12 protein-coding genes are annotated in these 13,756 nt (G+C 52.0%); 4 read left to right on the forward strand and 8 right to left on the reverse strand.

Going from position 1 to position 13,756, the window contains the following annotated elements; all coding sequences use genetic code 11:
• Positions 1-151 precede the first annotated feature (151 nt).
• From HQ49_RS03355 to HQ49_RS12035, 5 genes are all read right to left on the reverse strand, one after another.
• Positions 152-628 (reverse strand): hypothetical protein, encoded by a 477-nt coding sequence (locus tag HQ49_RS03355; RefSeq protein ID WP_018965711.1) that lies wholly within the window; start codon positions 626-628, stop codon positions 152-154.
• Positions 625-1,911, reverse strand: coding sequence for a glycoside hydrolase family 57 protein (locus HQ49_RS03360; RefSeq protein WP_039418453.1), 1,287 nt, complete (start codon positions 1,909-1,911; stop codon positions 625-627). The genes HQ49_RS03355 and HQ49_RS03360 overlap by 4 nt, the downstream gene beginning before the upstream one ends.
• Positions 1,908-3,170 (reverse strand): glycosyltransferase, encoded by a 1,263-nt coding sequence (locus HQ49_RS03365; protein WP_039418488.1) that lies wholly within the window; start codon positions 3,168-3,170, stop codon positions 1,908-1,910. The genes HQ49_RS03360 and HQ49_RS03365 overlap by 4 nt, the downstream gene beginning before the upstream one ends.
• Positions 3,167-5,143, reverse strand: coding sequence for a glycogen debranching enzyme N-terminal domain-containing protein (locus HQ49_RS03370; RefSeq protein ID WP_018965708.1), 1,977 nt, complete (start codon positions 5,141-5,143; stop codon positions 3,167-3,169). Before HQ49_RS03370 ends, HQ49_RS03365 begins: the two co-directional genes overlap by 4 nt.
• A gap of 71 nt (positions 5,144-5,214) precedes the next feature.
• Positions 5,215-5,469 carry a DUF1661 domain-containing protein gene (locus HQ49_RS12035; RefSeq protein ID WP_235290049.1) on the reverse strand — a complete coding sequence of 85 codons (255 nt, stop codon included), beginning with the start codon at positions 5,467-5,469 and terminating at the stop codon, positions 5,215-5,217.
• Between HQ49_RS12035 and HQ49_RS11190 the strand changes: the two genes are divergently transcribed.
• The gene (locus tag HQ49_RS11190; protein WP_152569136.1) at positions 5,438-5,668 is read left to right on the forward strand and encodes a DUF1661 domain-containing protein; all 231 of its coding nucleotides are present in this window, start codon (positions 5,438-5,440) and stop codon (positions 5,666-5,668) included. The two genes, HQ49_RS12035 and HQ49_RS11190, sit on opposite strands and share 32 nt — an antisense overlap.
• Here the strand turns inward: HQ49_RS11190 and HQ49_RS03375 are convergent.
• The 3 genes from HQ49_RS03375 to HQ49_RS03385 all read right to left on the reverse strand — a co-directional run bounded on the left by HQ49_RS03375 (position 5,630) and on the right by HQ49_RS03385 (position 9,216).
• Positions 5,630-6,331, reverse strand: a complete 702-nt coding sequence (locus HQ49_RS03375; protein WP_039418455.1) for an ABC transporter ATP-binding protein — start codon at positions 6,329-6,331, stop codon at positions 5,630-5,632. The genes HQ49_RS11190 and HQ49_RS03375 overlap by 39 nt on opposite strands.
• A 34-nt stretch (positions 6,332-6,365) precedes the next feature.
• Positions 6,366-7,838, reverse strand: a complete 1,473-nt coding sequence (locus HQ49_RS03380) for a DUF5687 family protein (RefSeq protein WP_039418456.1) — start codon at positions 7,836-7,838, stop codon at positions 6,366-6,368.
• A gap of 121 nt (positions 7,839-7,959) precedes the next feature.
• The gene (locus HQ49_RS03385) at positions 7,960-9,216 is read right to left on the reverse strand and encodes a phosphoglycerate kinase (protein WP_039418458.1); all 1,257 of its coding nucleotides are present in this window, start codon (positions 9,214-9,216) and stop codon (positions 7,960-7,962) included.
• Between the two features lie 296 nt (positions 9,217-9,512).
• Here HQ49_RS03385 and pckA point away from each other — a divergent pair, with 296 nt between their 5' ends.
• The 3 genes from pckA (at position 9,513) to galK (ending at position 13,663) form a co-directional block, all read left to right on the forward strand.
• Positions 9,513-11,120 carry a phosphoenolpyruvate carboxykinase (ATP) gene (gene pckA / locus HQ49_RS03390; protein WP_018965703.1) on the forward strand — a complete coding sequence of 536 codons (1,608 nt, stop codon included), beginning with the start codon at positions 9,513-9,515 and terminating at the stop codon, positions 11,118-11,120.
• A gap of 271 nt (positions 11,121-11,391) precedes the next feature.
• On the forward strand, positions 11,392-12,459 hold the full coding sequence (locus HQ49_RS03395) for an aldose epimerase family protein (RefSeq protein ID WP_039418459.1): 1,068 nt from the start codon (positions 11,392-11,394) through the stop codon (positions 12,457-12,459).
• Positions 12,460-12,508: 49 nt separating this feature from the next.
• On the forward strand, positions 12,509-13,663 hold the full coding sequence (gene galK / locus HQ49_RS03400; protein WP_039418460.1) for a galactokinase: 1,155 nt from the start codon (positions 12,509-12,511) through the stop codon (positions 13,661-13,663).
• Positions 13,664-13,756 lie beyond the last annotated feature (93 nt).

Genomic DNA, 13,756 nt, shown 5'->3' on the forward strand with positions numbered 1-13,756 from the left:
GGGTTCTCAGGTTTTTCAGAAGATCTTGAGCTTTCCGTCCGCAAAAGTCGTGCAAATCGAATAAACCGCCAAAGGAAAAAATATGTTGTTCAGCAAGTTTGCCCGTATCACATGTCGAAAGCGGTGGAGGAAAGACCAAAAGGATTCTCTGTTATAGTCTGAAACTAACCCCTACCATGACATAGGGAGTAGCCCAACCGGCCGATACTTCCGAGAACAGTGCAAAATCGCGCTGGACAAAGAAGCGTGCTCCGAGATGAATACCGTAGACAAAGCCGGTATCATTGCCGAAATAGCCTCCCAGAGTCTGACCTAAATAGCCATCGACAGCAGAAGCCAGCTGATAATGAAAGTCCAATTTAGTGGCTAAAATGATGGCCGAGAAATCGTGCTCCGTGCCGTAATAACCAAGGCGACCTCCTACGGTAATGGCACCTTTGCCTCTGGCAAGACCGCTGATGATGCCGGTTTCGAGGTCTACAGTGGGCATAAATGCAGCCGATCCGTGATGAGAACCGATACCCATACCGACGTTGAGCGAAACGTCGCCCTTGCGGATAGCACTCTGAGCATTCATGGAGAATATGCCGGCCAAGATGATAGCCAGACTAAAAATTACTTTTTTCATGCTGTTTTCGTTTTTTGACGTTTGATTGTCTCTTCTAATTTTTTGATTTGTTTATCCTGATTTCTGATTGTGGTCAGCAAGGCTTTCAGCTCTTCGTTTTCTATCGTAGAAGGGTAGCGGGCTTCTACGCGAAGCAGGAAGTCGCTGAGCACATTCAGATAGTTGTTGAAAGCATCGTAAGGCGTTTCGTACGGGCTGAAGTTGCCGGCGTCTCCGCCACGAGTTTTCATATAGTAGAAGTGGTCGGCACTCTGTAGATAGAGCCAGTCCTGTAGCATACGCTGATCGTCGATCATACGTACACGTTCGCCCCATTGTTCGAGTTTGTCGCGTGCTCCCTGTTGTAGCACATTGCCCAGCCACGTGCCGGTATCTTTTTCTTCCCCCACCCAGCTTATGGGGTAGATGGAGGAGAACTTGGCTACGGGGCTGTAGGACTCTATCAACTCCGATGGCGTGGCGAACTTGACCTGTTCGCTCTTCTCCGCCAATGAAGGGAGTGCACGGAAGAAATCGAAAATACCCGACTCCTGCGGATGGAGCGATCCCAAGACTTCGTAGTTCATGAAGAGATTGAATATCTGCTCCTCTTCGGGAGTCTCTTGGATCCAACGGATCATCTTGTCTGCCGTCAGCGGATATTCGTTCCAGTCGTAGCGGGTGAACATGGCACTGATGGCATTGCTCAGCCTCGGATTGCGGAGCAAGAGAGACAGCTCCGGAGCAGCTCCGGCCTTGTACAGATAGTTCGGACTCTTCCATCCGAGTATGTGCTTGGCTCCTTCCGTGAGCATCCCTTGAAAGCCCATCTCCGCCACTTGGGTGGCAATGTCGTCGGAGAAGATCAACTCTGTATTGCGCAGCACCCGGGGTTTTACGCCGAACAGCTCTTCGATCCGACGGCTGTGGATCATCGTCTGATTGTAAAACTCTTCGGGATCATAGAGCGACGAAAGGGAATGAGCGTAGGTTTCGGCCAGAAATTCTACACAGCCCGTTTCGGCCAAATCCCTGAAGGTGTCCAAAGCCTCCGGCGAATAGGATTCCAGCTGTTCCAAAGCAGTGCCGGAAATAGAGAATGCTACTCGAAATTCGGGATGCTTGGCAATGATTTCCTTCAAAAGCAGATTGGCCGGCAGATAGCACTTCTGTGTGATCCGTCGCATGATCTCTTCATTGCGGAAGTCATCGTAGTAGTAATGGTCGTTCCCGATGTCGAAAAAACGGTATCGTTTCAGACGAAACGGCTGATGTATTTGGAAGTATAAGCAGATATGTTTCATCGTCCTGTTACTTTATTATATATGTCGCGTACCTTTTGTCCGGCAGTCTCCCACTTGATATTGTTCACCTCTCGCAGCCCCTCGTCGCGCAAGAAAGTGTGCAGCTCCGGATAGGCTATAAGTGCGTGCATGGCATCCGCCATGGCATTGATGTCCCAATAGTCCACTTTGATGGCGTAGTTCAGAATCTCGGCACATCCGCTCTGTTTGGAAATAATGGAGGGTACTCCGCACTGCATGGCTTCGAGAGGAGAGATGCCGAAAGGCTCTGATACGGATGGCATCACATAGACATCACTTGCCTTGAATACCTCGTACACCTGTTCGCCTTTCATAAATCCGGTGAAGTGGAAGCGGTCGGCTATCTTGTGTCGGGCTGCCAGCCTGATCATGGCGTCCATCATGTCGCCGTTTCCGGCCATTACGAATCGTACGTTAGCTGTCCGTTCGAGCACTTTGGCCGCTGCTTCGACGAAGTATTCGGGGCCTTTCTGCATCGTGATTCGTCCGAGGAAGGTAATTACCTTGTCCTGTACGCCTCGTTTGTCGGGCAAAGCCAGAATGGAGGCAGGTAGAGGCTCCACCGCATTGTGCACCGTGGTCACCTTGTCGGGATGCTGTCCGTACTTTTCGATGACGGTCCGTCTGGTCAGATTGCTGACCGTGATGATATGATCCGCATGGTTCATACCGTCCTTCTCGATGGCAAAGACTTGGGGATTCACATTGCCCCTGCTGCGATCGAAGTCCGTAGCGTGCACATGAACTACGAGCGGCTTCCCCGTAACCGTTTTGGCATGTATACCAGCCGGATAGGTGAGCCAGTCGTGGGAGTGGATCACATCGCACGGGATGGTACGTGCTATCACGCCTGCTACGATGGAGTAGTTATTGATCTCTTCCAGCAGATTGTCCGGATAGCGTCCGGAGAATTCGATACAGCCGAGGGCATCCGTCTTCTTGTAGCTGAAGTCGGCATAAATGTTGCTGCGCAGATCCTCGTATGTCCGGAGATCCATTCGGTTGCCCAAGAGCTGGGTCACCGTTTCGGTGGGGACATTCTTGTACACTATGGGAGTGCAGTTGGTACCTATGAGCCGGAGGAAACTCTTGTCCTCATCTCCCCACGGTTTGGGGATGACGAAAGTAATATCCATGTCGGGCTGCATGGCCATCCCTCTGGTAAGGCCATAGCTGGCTGTCCCCAATCCGCCGAGGATATGTGGGGGGAACTCCCAACCGAACATCAACGCTTTCATCTTTTCCATTTTGTATAATTGTACATATGACGTACACTCAGGTGCATATCGGATTCTGTCCTGTTCAGTAGTTCTTTGGCTCTCAATATCTCTCCTACGCTCATAGCAAAAGAGATGGCTCCGCGCCCCATAAAAGGCGGATTGCCGTCGAACAACTCCGAGACGGTGCCGATACCGTGCATCTGTAGTTCCTCTTCCATGCCGATAAGCATCCTTTCGAGAAAGGTCACTCCGCTATTCCCGTATAAACGCAGATAGGCTTCGGTGTATTGTCCCAGCAGCCAAGGCCATACCGAACCGTTGTAGTAGGCCAGCTCCCGTTCTTCTTGTTTGCCACGGCAGTAAGGCCGGTAGCCTTCGCTCTTGGGGCTTAGGCTTCGAAGCCCTTTCGGTGTCAGCAGTTCTCTTGTGATGATCTCGAGTACTTGTAGCTGCCGGTCGCGTTGTAGTGGGGAGTAGGGGAGGGATATGGCGAAGAGCATGTTCGGGCGTACGCTCCAGTCCTGAGCTTTGCCATCCCGAACGTAATCGAAGAGATAGTTGTAGCAATTCAGAAATGTATCGGGGAAGGATCTTTCGATCCGGCTGATGATTTCGCCGATCTCCGGTTTTTCCCCATTGAGTTCTCGCTCGAAGCAGAGGGCATTGTACCAGAGAGCATTCAATTCGACGAGATAGCCCTCACGGGGGACAACGGCTTTGCCGTTCAGTTTGGCATCCATCCAACTTAACGGGAAGCCTGTGCCGAAGACGTAGAGGAGACCGTTTTCACGAATTTGTGCCGTCGGGTGCTCGGCGGACAGATAATAAGATACCACTTCGCTGACGAAGGTGCCGAATCTCTTGGCTGCTTCCAAGCCGTTGCGGCGTGCATACTGCTGGATGGCCCAAATAGCCCAAATCCCAACGTCCGGCTCGTGCAGTCCGTGTATGGTGTCGTCATCTTGATGCAGTCGCATGTAGCGTTCCATCGCAGGAATGACGGTATTGACGATGCGTTCGAATCGCTCCGGTGCTTCTACACACAGGGTACAGCCGGGCAGTGCCACGAGCAGATCGCGAGCTCGAACGTCGAACCACGGATAGCCGGCCAGAAGGTAGCCATCGTCGGGGGTAGGGCGGTAGTAGAGCTGGTGGGCTGCATTCCTCAAGCAGCTGAAAAAATCTTCGCGAGGGATGCGCTCTCGTACTTCCTTGGCAAATGTCGTTCGGAGGGTATTCGGATTGGCCTCTTCAAGACCGGCGGCAAAGTAGATGGATTCTCCTTTTTTTATGGGAATCTCGAATGTGCCGGGCATGTAAAGATCCTCCGTACACTCGTATCCGCGCTCTTTTTCCTTGGGGTATTCGAAGTCTTTGTACCAATATCCCTCCTCGCGGTATTCGGGCTCTTTGCTGAACTGCATGAAGAGATGGGGATAACCCTTGTAGAGGCTGATCCCTATGCCGTTTCGGGCCGGGATATGTCCGCGTTCGATCTGCCCGTTTTCGTGAGTGAGGGCTGTCACGCTTCTGAAAGCAAGCAGGGGACGAAAGCGCAGTAGCGTATCGCTATGTGCTTCCATCAGGGTGTACTTGAATATGGTACGATTGATGTAGTGGCAGAATACCTGTTCGCGCTTGAGCACCACTCCTCCCACGCGAAAGATGGTGGCCGGTATTATATCCACATTGTACTCGCGGATATACTTATGACCGTTCGGGCTGATGACTCCTCCCTTGTAGTGATGAACCGCTACGTTGAACTCCGCTCCATGCTGGATAATGGTCAGATCCAGCGACGACAGCAGCACGCGATTCTGATCCCCCAGCTCCGGGATGGGAACGACCAACAGACCATGATATTTACGGGTGTTGCAGCCTACTATCGTAGAGCTGGAATAAGCCCCTTTTCGATTGGTACGGATGTATTCGCGCTGAAGCGATTCGTCCAGATTCGCCATGAGCGTTTTGTCGAATTTGAGGTAACTCATCGTCGTTTTGTTGGCTTCCTCTACGGAGTGTTGTTTATGCTAATATAGCAATTATTTCGCATATCTGCCACTTATTTTAACGTGTTTTTCGATCCCGATCTTGAGGATCGTATGCGGATTTCCACGGAATGAAAATGATAAATACCTGAAAGACAGATAGCCAACGAGCAGGATGATCTTTCCCTACGAACGTGAATGAAAATGAGGAAGGCATCATCTCGGATTCGTTTGGTTTGCGCGCCAAAATTTTCCTGTTTATAACGCCAAAAAACATGGTGCGAGAACTTTTTCGTTTTGGCGCGGGGAGTAAAAAAATTACGAGCCAAAACGAAAAAAATCTCGCGCCACTTTGTTCGGCAAACACGCGCCGCAATCGGAGCGTTTGCGGCGCGTATTTCGGAAGAGGTGGATTGCGGATATTGCCCCAAAGGGGCGGTGACGAAGGGACTAATTCCCAAGGATCGAATCGGCTTTACTCCGGTCGTTTTATTCCTCGATGGCGAAGTGTTGCTCCAGTTCGGATAGGGTCTGTTCGTTTGTTTGGAGGTCTTTGATGATTTCGCCTTTTTGCAGCACTACGATACGGCTGCTGACTTCGGTCACGTGGTTGAGGTCGTGGCTGGAGATAAGCATGGTGGTACCGTATTGGGCTGCATGTTCGTTGAGCATTTTCTTCAGCCGTATTTGTGACGAGGGGTCGAGTGCCGTAAACGGTTCGTCGAGGATCAATATATCGGGGCGAGAGAGCATGGCAGCGGCTATGCCTATTTTCTTTTGGTTCCCTTTGGAAAAGTCCCGGATGAGTTTGTTCTTGCCCAAAACTTCATCGGCAAAGAGGGGCGACATGTAGTCGAGAAAACGCTCTATCTCCTCCTTGTCGAGGTGATGGAGTTTGCCGATGAAATCGAAGTACTCCTCCGGACGCAGGAAGCCGATGAGGAAGCTTTCGTCGAGGAAGGCTCCGACACGGCCCTTCCAATCGTCACTGCCCGCTACGGGGATGTCGTCGATGGAGATGCTTCCGCTATCGGCTTTGATCAGATCGAGGACGAGGCGGAAGAGGGTAGTCTTGCCGGCACCGTTATTGCCTACCAAACCGAAGGTTTCGCCGTGGCTTATGGAGAGACGGGGAATATCCAGTACGGTAACTCCGTTGTATTTTTTGCTCAGATCGGTTATTTGTATCATATCTATTGCAGTGGTCTAAAGATTGTCGTCAAAATTATTTGCGTTCGCGGAAGCTTTCTGCCAAAGCGTGTTTCTGACGAGAGAAAACGCGTGTGCAGAAGCTCAGAAGAGGCTTGTGCACCAGGAGGGCGATCAGACCGATCAGACCGATGGCGATTTCGGCCGTACGTGTATCGGTGAGCCACTTCAGTACAACCAACAAAAACGGGGCGACCATCATCGTCGGCAACGCTATCAGGATATTGACCATCGAAGTGCCTTGCTGGTTCATTACGCTTCCCGACATTACCTCTATGTAGCCTTTATTGAAGGATGCCATTAGCAGGATGAAGATCGTTCCCAAGCCGCTGTTCCATAGGAAGAGCGAGATGTGCAGGTAGGCGATCTCCTCTCCCATCAGGAAATAGGGTGTACTCAGGATGAAGCTGGCAGCATTGAGTATCATCAGGATGATATAGTGGCTGCGGATGTAGGTTCGGGAGGTTATGGCTTGCGCCATCAGCCCGTCGAAGAAACCACAGTCCCACCGTATCACGAATTGCTGCTGCATCAGCATCAGGGAGCTGACGATGATATTGGCGATCATCGCATATGCGGTCATCTTGTCTATATTGCTTTCCTTGTAGAAGAGAAGGCCGTACAATATAAACAGGAAGGAAAAAATGAAAGTACTGCGAAGGCGTTTGGAGCGTAGGATGAGCTTGATATGCAGTGCTATCACCTCGCCTATGATACCATGCTGACGGACGAAGTTCAGACTGTGGTACCGCTCCGTGTTGCCGGACTTGGTGCGCTCTTTGGCATAGCGATGCAGTCTGAAATACCGCTGGCTCGCTATATACGTTCCGACCGAAATCAATGCCAAGCAGATCCATACGACATATACCGGAAGGGATGAGACGAAGCGGAACAGATAGTCCGACCAAGGCACGAATCCGGTGATCTCGGCAGCGAGCATGAGAGCTATGGCACCGATGACGATGATATAGAATCGGATGCCATCGCCTAGTATGCGCTTCAGGTATGGAGCCAGGAGCATATTGGTCAGTGTAAGCAGCAGCAGGGTGACGAGAGCTACAGCAAAATCGGTTGCCCCTCCTTCTATTCCCGTCATGATGCTGTAGGGCAGAAAGAGGAAGACGAAGACGTAGTAGTTGATCGGATTGGCCAATGGGCGGAATATAAGATACCGTGCTATGGCTTTGCGCGGTATCGGTAGCTGCCGATAGTAGTTTTCATTTATATAATTGAGCGGTTGCAGGAAAAGGCGGATCACCAGACCGGCAAGCATCAGGAAAGGAATGAGTCCGGTCATGATCTGAATGGCAGTAAGTGCCGGAAAGCCGTCCTTGATCGCTATCGGAAAGATAAGACCGAAAACAAAGAGGCTCACGCCTACGAACAGGAAGTAAATGGCCCAAAATATCGTTATGGCAACGCTCTGTGCCGAGATGGTGGAGCGGATCGTGCGCCGCCATTCGTGTCGGAATAGTTCTCGTTGGTACATTGGTTCTGTATTATATCTTCGCTTCAATGGAAAAAACCCGAAAGTCAGACGATGGGCTTTCGGGGTTTAATTCCACTTTTTCAGTACATATTGCTTGTTAATATCCTTCCTTTTGGGGGGATTATCCTTGGATGGCTGCAATGCCGGGGAGGGTCTTGCCCTCGATGGCTTCGAGCAAGGCTCCTCCACCCGTGGAGACGTAGGATACCTTATCGGCAAGGCCGAATTTGTTCACGCAGGAAACGCTGTCTCCTCCTCCCACGAGCGAGAAGGCTCCATTGGCCGTAGCTTCCACAATGGCTTCGCCGACGGCTTTCGAGCCTATGGAGAAGTTGTCAAATTCGAATACCCCCGTGGGGCCGTTCCAAAGGATCGTTTTGGATTCGAGTATTACTTTGCGGAATTTCTCGATCGACCGGGGGCCTATGTCCATCCCCATCCAGTCATCGGGTATCTCCATATTGCTGCATACTTGGGTGGCTGCATCGTTGTCGAACCTGTCGGCTACTCGCGTATCGACGGAGAGTATCAGATTGACGCCCTTTTCGGCTGCTTTCTTCACGATGTCGCGAGCCAAATCCAGCTTGTCGTCCTCCACGATGGAGACGCCTATGCGACCGCCTGCCGCTTTGGTGAAGGTATAGGTCATTCCGCCGGTCAGGATCAGATTGTCCACTTTGTTGAGCAGATTTTCGATGATTTCTATCTTGGTTGATACCTTGGAGCCTCCCATGATGGCGGTGAACGGCCGCTTGATGTCGTGCAGCACTCTCTCCACGGCTTTTACTTCTTTCTCCATCAGGTAGCCGAACATTTTGTGGTCTCGGTCGAAGTGGTCAGCGATCAGTGCCGTAGAAGCATGCGCCCGATGGGCTGTGCCGAAAGCATCGTTCACGTAGCAGTCGGCCATGGAAGCCAGCTTTTGGGTAAACTCTTTCTGAGCAGCCTTGACGGCTTTCTTCGCTGCGGCTTTCTCTTCGTCCGAAGCATCGTCGGAGAGTCCGCGCGGCTTACCTTCCTCTTCGGCATAGAAGCGGAGATTTTCGAGCAGCAGCACTTGGCCGGCTTTGAGTTTGGCCGCTTTGTCCATGGCATCGGCCCCGATGCAGTCGTCGGCGAAGAGGACGTCCACGCCGAGCAGTTCGGATACGTGCGGCAGGATATGCCGGAGGGAGAACTCCGGTGCCACGCCTTTGGGGCGTCCCAGATGAGAGCCGATGATGGCCATACCGCCGTCGGCTATGATCTTGCGGAGAGTGGGGAGAGCAGCACGGATGCGAGTGTCGTCGGTGATCTTAAAGTTGTCATCGAGGGGAACGTTGAAATCGACGCGCACGAAGGCTTTCTTGCCGGCGAAATTGAATTGTTCTATCGTCATTGTATTGAATGTTTTTGCCCCTGACGGGAGTGGTTCGTTTATTGTGCGGACAAACTTACGAAGTTTATATAGAAGAGCGGTTGCTTTGCCCCTTTAATCCGCCCTCGGAATCCCATCGTTTCGGTATCGATCTCGGACGGAAACGGCGTTATTGGTTCCTGAAGAATTTATATATCTTTGCTCGGTCTCGAGGGTCACCCGATCCCGTCTTGCGGGACGAGCTTCTTGTAGTTGGTCGGGGACGATTGGACGAGACTTGCAACAGAGATTTTAGAACAAACTTAATTATTCAGGTAATGAGCAAATTAGATTTGACAAAGTACGGCATCCTCAATGCCACTGAGATTATCCACAACCCATCTTACGAGTTCCTTTTTGAAGAAGAGACCAAAGCCGGTCTCGAAGGCTTTGAGAAAGGACAGCTTACCGAACTGGGAGCAGTCAATGTGATGACCGGTGTCTATACGGGTCGTTCGCCCAAGGATAAGTTCTTCGTCATGGACGATACGACCCGAAACACCATCTGGTGGACGTCGGACGAATACAAGAACGACAACAAGCCCGTGACTCCGGAGGCGTGGAAGAGCATCAAAAAGCTGGCCGTGGAACAGCTCTCCGGCAAACGTCTTTTCGTCGTGGACACGTTCTGCGGTGCCAACGAAAGCTCACGGTTGAAAATCCGCTTTATCATGGAGGTGGCCTGGCAGGCGCACTTCGTCAAGAATATGTTTATCCGCCCCACGGAAGAGGAGCTGGCCAACTACGGCGAACCCGACTTCGTGGTGATGAACGCTTCCAAAGCGAAGGTGGAGAACTACAAGGAGCTGGGACTGAACTCCGAGACGGCCGTCGTGTTCAACCTGACCGAGAAGGTGCAGGTGATCCTGAACACATGGTACGGCGGTGAGATGAAGAAAGGTATGTTCTCCTACATGAACTACCTCCTTCCCCTGCGCGGCATGGCCTCCATGCACTGCTCTGCCAATACGAGCATGGACGAGAAGGAGACGGCTATCTTCTTCGGTCTGTCCGGTACGGGCAAGACCACGCTCAGTACGGACCCGAAGCGCAAGCTGATCGGCGACGACGAGCACGGCTGGGACGAGGACGGTATCTTCAACTTCGAAGGCGGATGCTACGCCAAGGTGATCAACCTGAGCCGCGAGAACGAGCCGGACATCTACAATGCCATCCGCCGCGATGCGCTGCTGGAGAACGTGACCGTGGATGCCGCCGGTAAGATCGACTTCGACGACAAGTCCGTGACGGAGAATACCCGCGTCTCTTATCCGATCTACCATATCGACAACATCGTGAAGCCCGTGTCCAAAGCCGGCCATGCCAAGAAGGTGATCTTCCTCTCGGCCGATGCTTTCGGCGTGTTGCCTCCCGTTTCCATCCTGACTCCGGAGCAGACCAAGTACTACTTCCTCTCGGGCTTTACCGCCAAGCTGGCCGGTACCGAGCGCGGCATCACGGAGCCTACGCCTACTTTCTCCGCTTGCTTCGGAGCGGCTTTCCTCTCGCTCCATCCTACGAAGTATGCCGAGGAGCTTGTGAAGAAAATGGAGATGGTAGGAGCTACGGCTTACCTCGTCAATACGGGTTGGAACGGTACGGGCAAGCGTATCTCCATCAAGGATACGCGCGGTATCATCGATGCCATCCTCGACGGCTCCATAGACAAGGCTCCGACCAAGGCTATTCCTTTCTTCGACTTCAAGGTGCCGACGGCTCTGCCCGGTGTGGATCCGAATATCCTCGATCCGCGCGACACCTATGCCGATGCCACCGAGTGGACGACGAAAGCAAAGGATCTGGCCGAACGTTTCACCAAGAACTTCGTCAAGTTCACGGGCAACGATGCCGGCAAGGCTCTCGTAGCAGCAGGGCCTAAGCTCTAAGCTTTCCGAAAAAGAAAGAGAAAAAAGAGAAAGGGGGGCTGTGTCATTCGCGACACAGTCCCTCTTTCATTCTCTTCTTTTTGTAATTGTAGAGCTTCTCTCAAAATCTAATATTAGATTTTACCGAATCTAATATTAGTTTCAGCCAAAACTAATATTAGTTTGGGCATGCTGAATAATAAGTCTTGTCGGCTTGTCTTGGTGAGATGATTTGTATATACTTAGCTGTGGATTGTCTATATTTGGAAGGTGCTAAAAAACAGACTGCAAAATGAATCAGATCAGCCTTCCGCAACGATCCGCCTTTGCCTCCTGCCTCGATGGTAAGGACGTGGATCTCTACCATTTGACCAATCGAAAAGGAATAGACGCTTATATTACCAACTACGGTGCCCGAATCGTTTCTCTCATCGTGCCGGACAAAGACGGCAATCGGGTGGACGTCGTCTTGGGGCACGACTCCCTACAGGAATACATCGACTCGGAGGAGCAGTACTTCGGTGCCGTCTGCGGCAGGTATGCCAACCGGATTGCTCGCGGTTCTTTCTCCATAGATGGCAGAAGCTACAGCCTGCCGATCAACAATGGGCCGAACTCCCTGCATGGCGGCATCAGCGGATTTAATACGAAGGTGTGGGAGGTGAAATCCGCCGGCCCCTCTTCGCTTGTGCTGGAATACGTGTCGGCAGATGGAGAGGAGGGGTATCCGGGCGAGCTGGTCGTTCGGATCATTTACAGCGTCACGGATGAAGGCGCATTGCACATAGACTATCGCGCTACGGCGGATGCTCCTACGGTTCTGAATCTGACCAATCACTCCTATTTCAATCTCTCGGGTGCAGGCGATCCCTCCGTACATGATCATACCCTCATGATACAAGCCCGGCATTATCTCCCCACAGACGATACGGCCATTCCCTACGGCGAACCGGCCGAGGTAGAGGGGACGCCGTTCGATTTCCTCATGCCTCACGGCATAGGGGATCGGATCGACAGTGCGATGGATCAGCTCATTTGGGCAAAGGGATACGATCATACCTTTATCGTGGACAAGCCCTTGGGGGCATATGGCTTCTGCTGCCGTTGCGTATCGCCCAAGACCGGAATCGTATTGGATGTCTATTCCTCCGAACCGGGTATGCAGGTGTACACGGGCAACTGGATGAGCGGAAAGCTGAAGGGGAAGTCCGACCGGCGTTATCCGGCTCGTTCGGCCGTTTGTTTCGAGACGCAGCACTATCCCGATTCGCCGAACAAACCGAATTATCCTACGACCCTCTTGCGCCCTGGCGAAGTATTCGAGTCCCGGACGGCGTTCCGATTCGGTACCGTCGAATGATCTTCTCACAAGGATTTTATACCAACCCAAACATAAACAAGCAGAAATTATGGAATTAGACTTCGTAAGGAGTAGATTCATCAAGCACTTTGACGGATCTACGGGTCAGATCTTCACCTCTCCGGGGCGCATCAATCTGATCGGCGAACACACGGACTACAACGGAGGTTTCGTCTTCCCCGGTGCTATAGACAAGGGCGTCATGGCCGAAATAAAGCCGAATGGATCGGACAAGGTAAGGGCATATTCGATCGACCTCAAGGACTATGTGGAGTTCGGGCTCGGGCCGGACGATGCTCCCCGTGCCACTTGGGCCAAGTATATCTATGGCGTCTGTCGCGAGATGATAGCCCGAGGCGTGGAGGTAAAGGGATTCAATACGGCCTTCTCCGGAGATATTCCGCTCGGAGCCGGCATGTCCTCTTCGGCAGCCTTGGAAAGCACCTATGCTTTTGCCCTGAACGAACTCTTCGGCAACGGCAGGATCGACAAATTCGAATTAGCCAAGGTCGGTCAGGCTACGGAGCATAAGTACGTGGGCGTGAAGTGCGGTATCATGGATCAGTTTGCCAGCCTTTTCGGGAAGAAAGACCATCTTATCCGTTTGGACTGCAAGACCCTCGAACACCGCTACTTCCCATTCCATCCCCAAGGCTACAGGCTGGTGCTTTTGGATTCGGTCGTAAAGCATGAGCTTGCTTCCTCTGCGTATAATAAAAGGAGAGAGTCCTGCGAAAACGTGGTCAAGGAGATTAAGAAAAAACATCCCGAAGTGGAGTTCCTGCGAGATGCTTCCATGAGTATGCTGGAAGAGGTGAAGGGCGAAGTCTCTGCCGAGGATTATATGCGTGCCGAGTACGTTATCGAAGAAGTGCAGCGAGTGCTCGATGTGTGCGATGCTCTGGAGCGTGACGACTACGAAACCGTAGGGCAGAAAATGTACGAGACGCATGATGGTATGAGTCGTCTCTATGAGGTGAGCTGCGAAGAGCTCGACTTCCTCAACGGCATAGCCCGGGATTGTGGCGTGACCGGTTCGCGCGTTATGGGTGGCGGATTTGGAGGTTGTACGATCAACCTCGTGAAGAAAGAACTCTACGATCTCTTCATCGAGAATGCCAAGAAGAGATTCAAGGAGCGATTCGGCCGCGAACCCAAGGTGTACAATGTGGTTATCGGTGATGGCTCTCGCAGGTTAGACTGACCGAGAACGCCGTTTCGCCGGCAGTGATAGCTGCAATAGAAAAGAGGATATGCCGGCACCGAAATGCATGGGGCATATCCTCTTTCCCTTTCT

It is taken from the genome of Porphyromonas gulae, assembly GCF_000765945.1.
GTDB classification, from domain to species: Bacteria; Bacteroidota; Bacteroidia; order Bacteroidales; family Porphyromonadaceae; genus Porphyromonas; species Porphyromonas gulae.

Excerpts from the sequence above, each read along its gene's own strand:
- HQ49_RS03380 (WP_039418456.1), bottom strand. The coding sequence starts at position 7,838 with ATGTACCAACGAGAACTATTCCGACACGAATGGCGGCGCACGATCCGC.
- HQ49_RS03375 (WP_039418455.1), bottom strand. The coding sequence starts at position 6,331 with ATGATACAAATAACCGATCTGAGCAAAAAATACAACGGAGTTACCGTA.
- HQ49_RS03360 (WP_039418453.1), bottom strand. The coding sequence starts at position 1,911 with ATGAAACATATCTGCTTATACTTCCAAATACATCAGCCGTTTCGTCTG.
- HQ49_RS03370 (WP_018965708.1), bottom strand. The coding sequence starts at position 5,143 with ATGAGTTACCTCAAATTCGACAAAACGCTCATGGCGAATCTGGACGAA.
- galK (WP_039418460.1), top strand. The coding sequence starts at position 12,509 with ATGGAATTAGACTTCGTAAGGAGTAGATTCATCAAGCACTTTGACGGA.
- HQ49_RS03385 (WP_039418458.1), bottom strand. The coding sequence starts at position 9,216 with ATGACGATAGAACAATTCAATTTCGCCGGCAAGAAAGCCTTCGTGCGC.
- pckA (WP_018965703.1), top strand. The coding sequence starts at position 9,513 with ATGAGCAAATTAGATTTGACAAAGTACGGCATCCTCAATGCCACTGAG.
- HQ49_RS03365 (WP_039418488.1), bottom strand. The coding sequence starts at position 3,170 with ATGAAAGCGTTGATGTTCGGTTGGGAGTTCCCCCCACATATCCTCGGC.
- HQ49_RS03395 (WP_039418459.1), top strand. The coding sequence starts at position 11,392 with ATGAATCAGATCAGCCTTCCGCAACGATCCGCCTTTGCCTCCTGCCTC.
- HQ49_RS03355 (WP_018965711.1), bottom strand. The coding sequence starts at position 628 with ATGAAAAAAGTAATTTTTAGTCTGGCTATCATCTTGGCCGGCATATTC.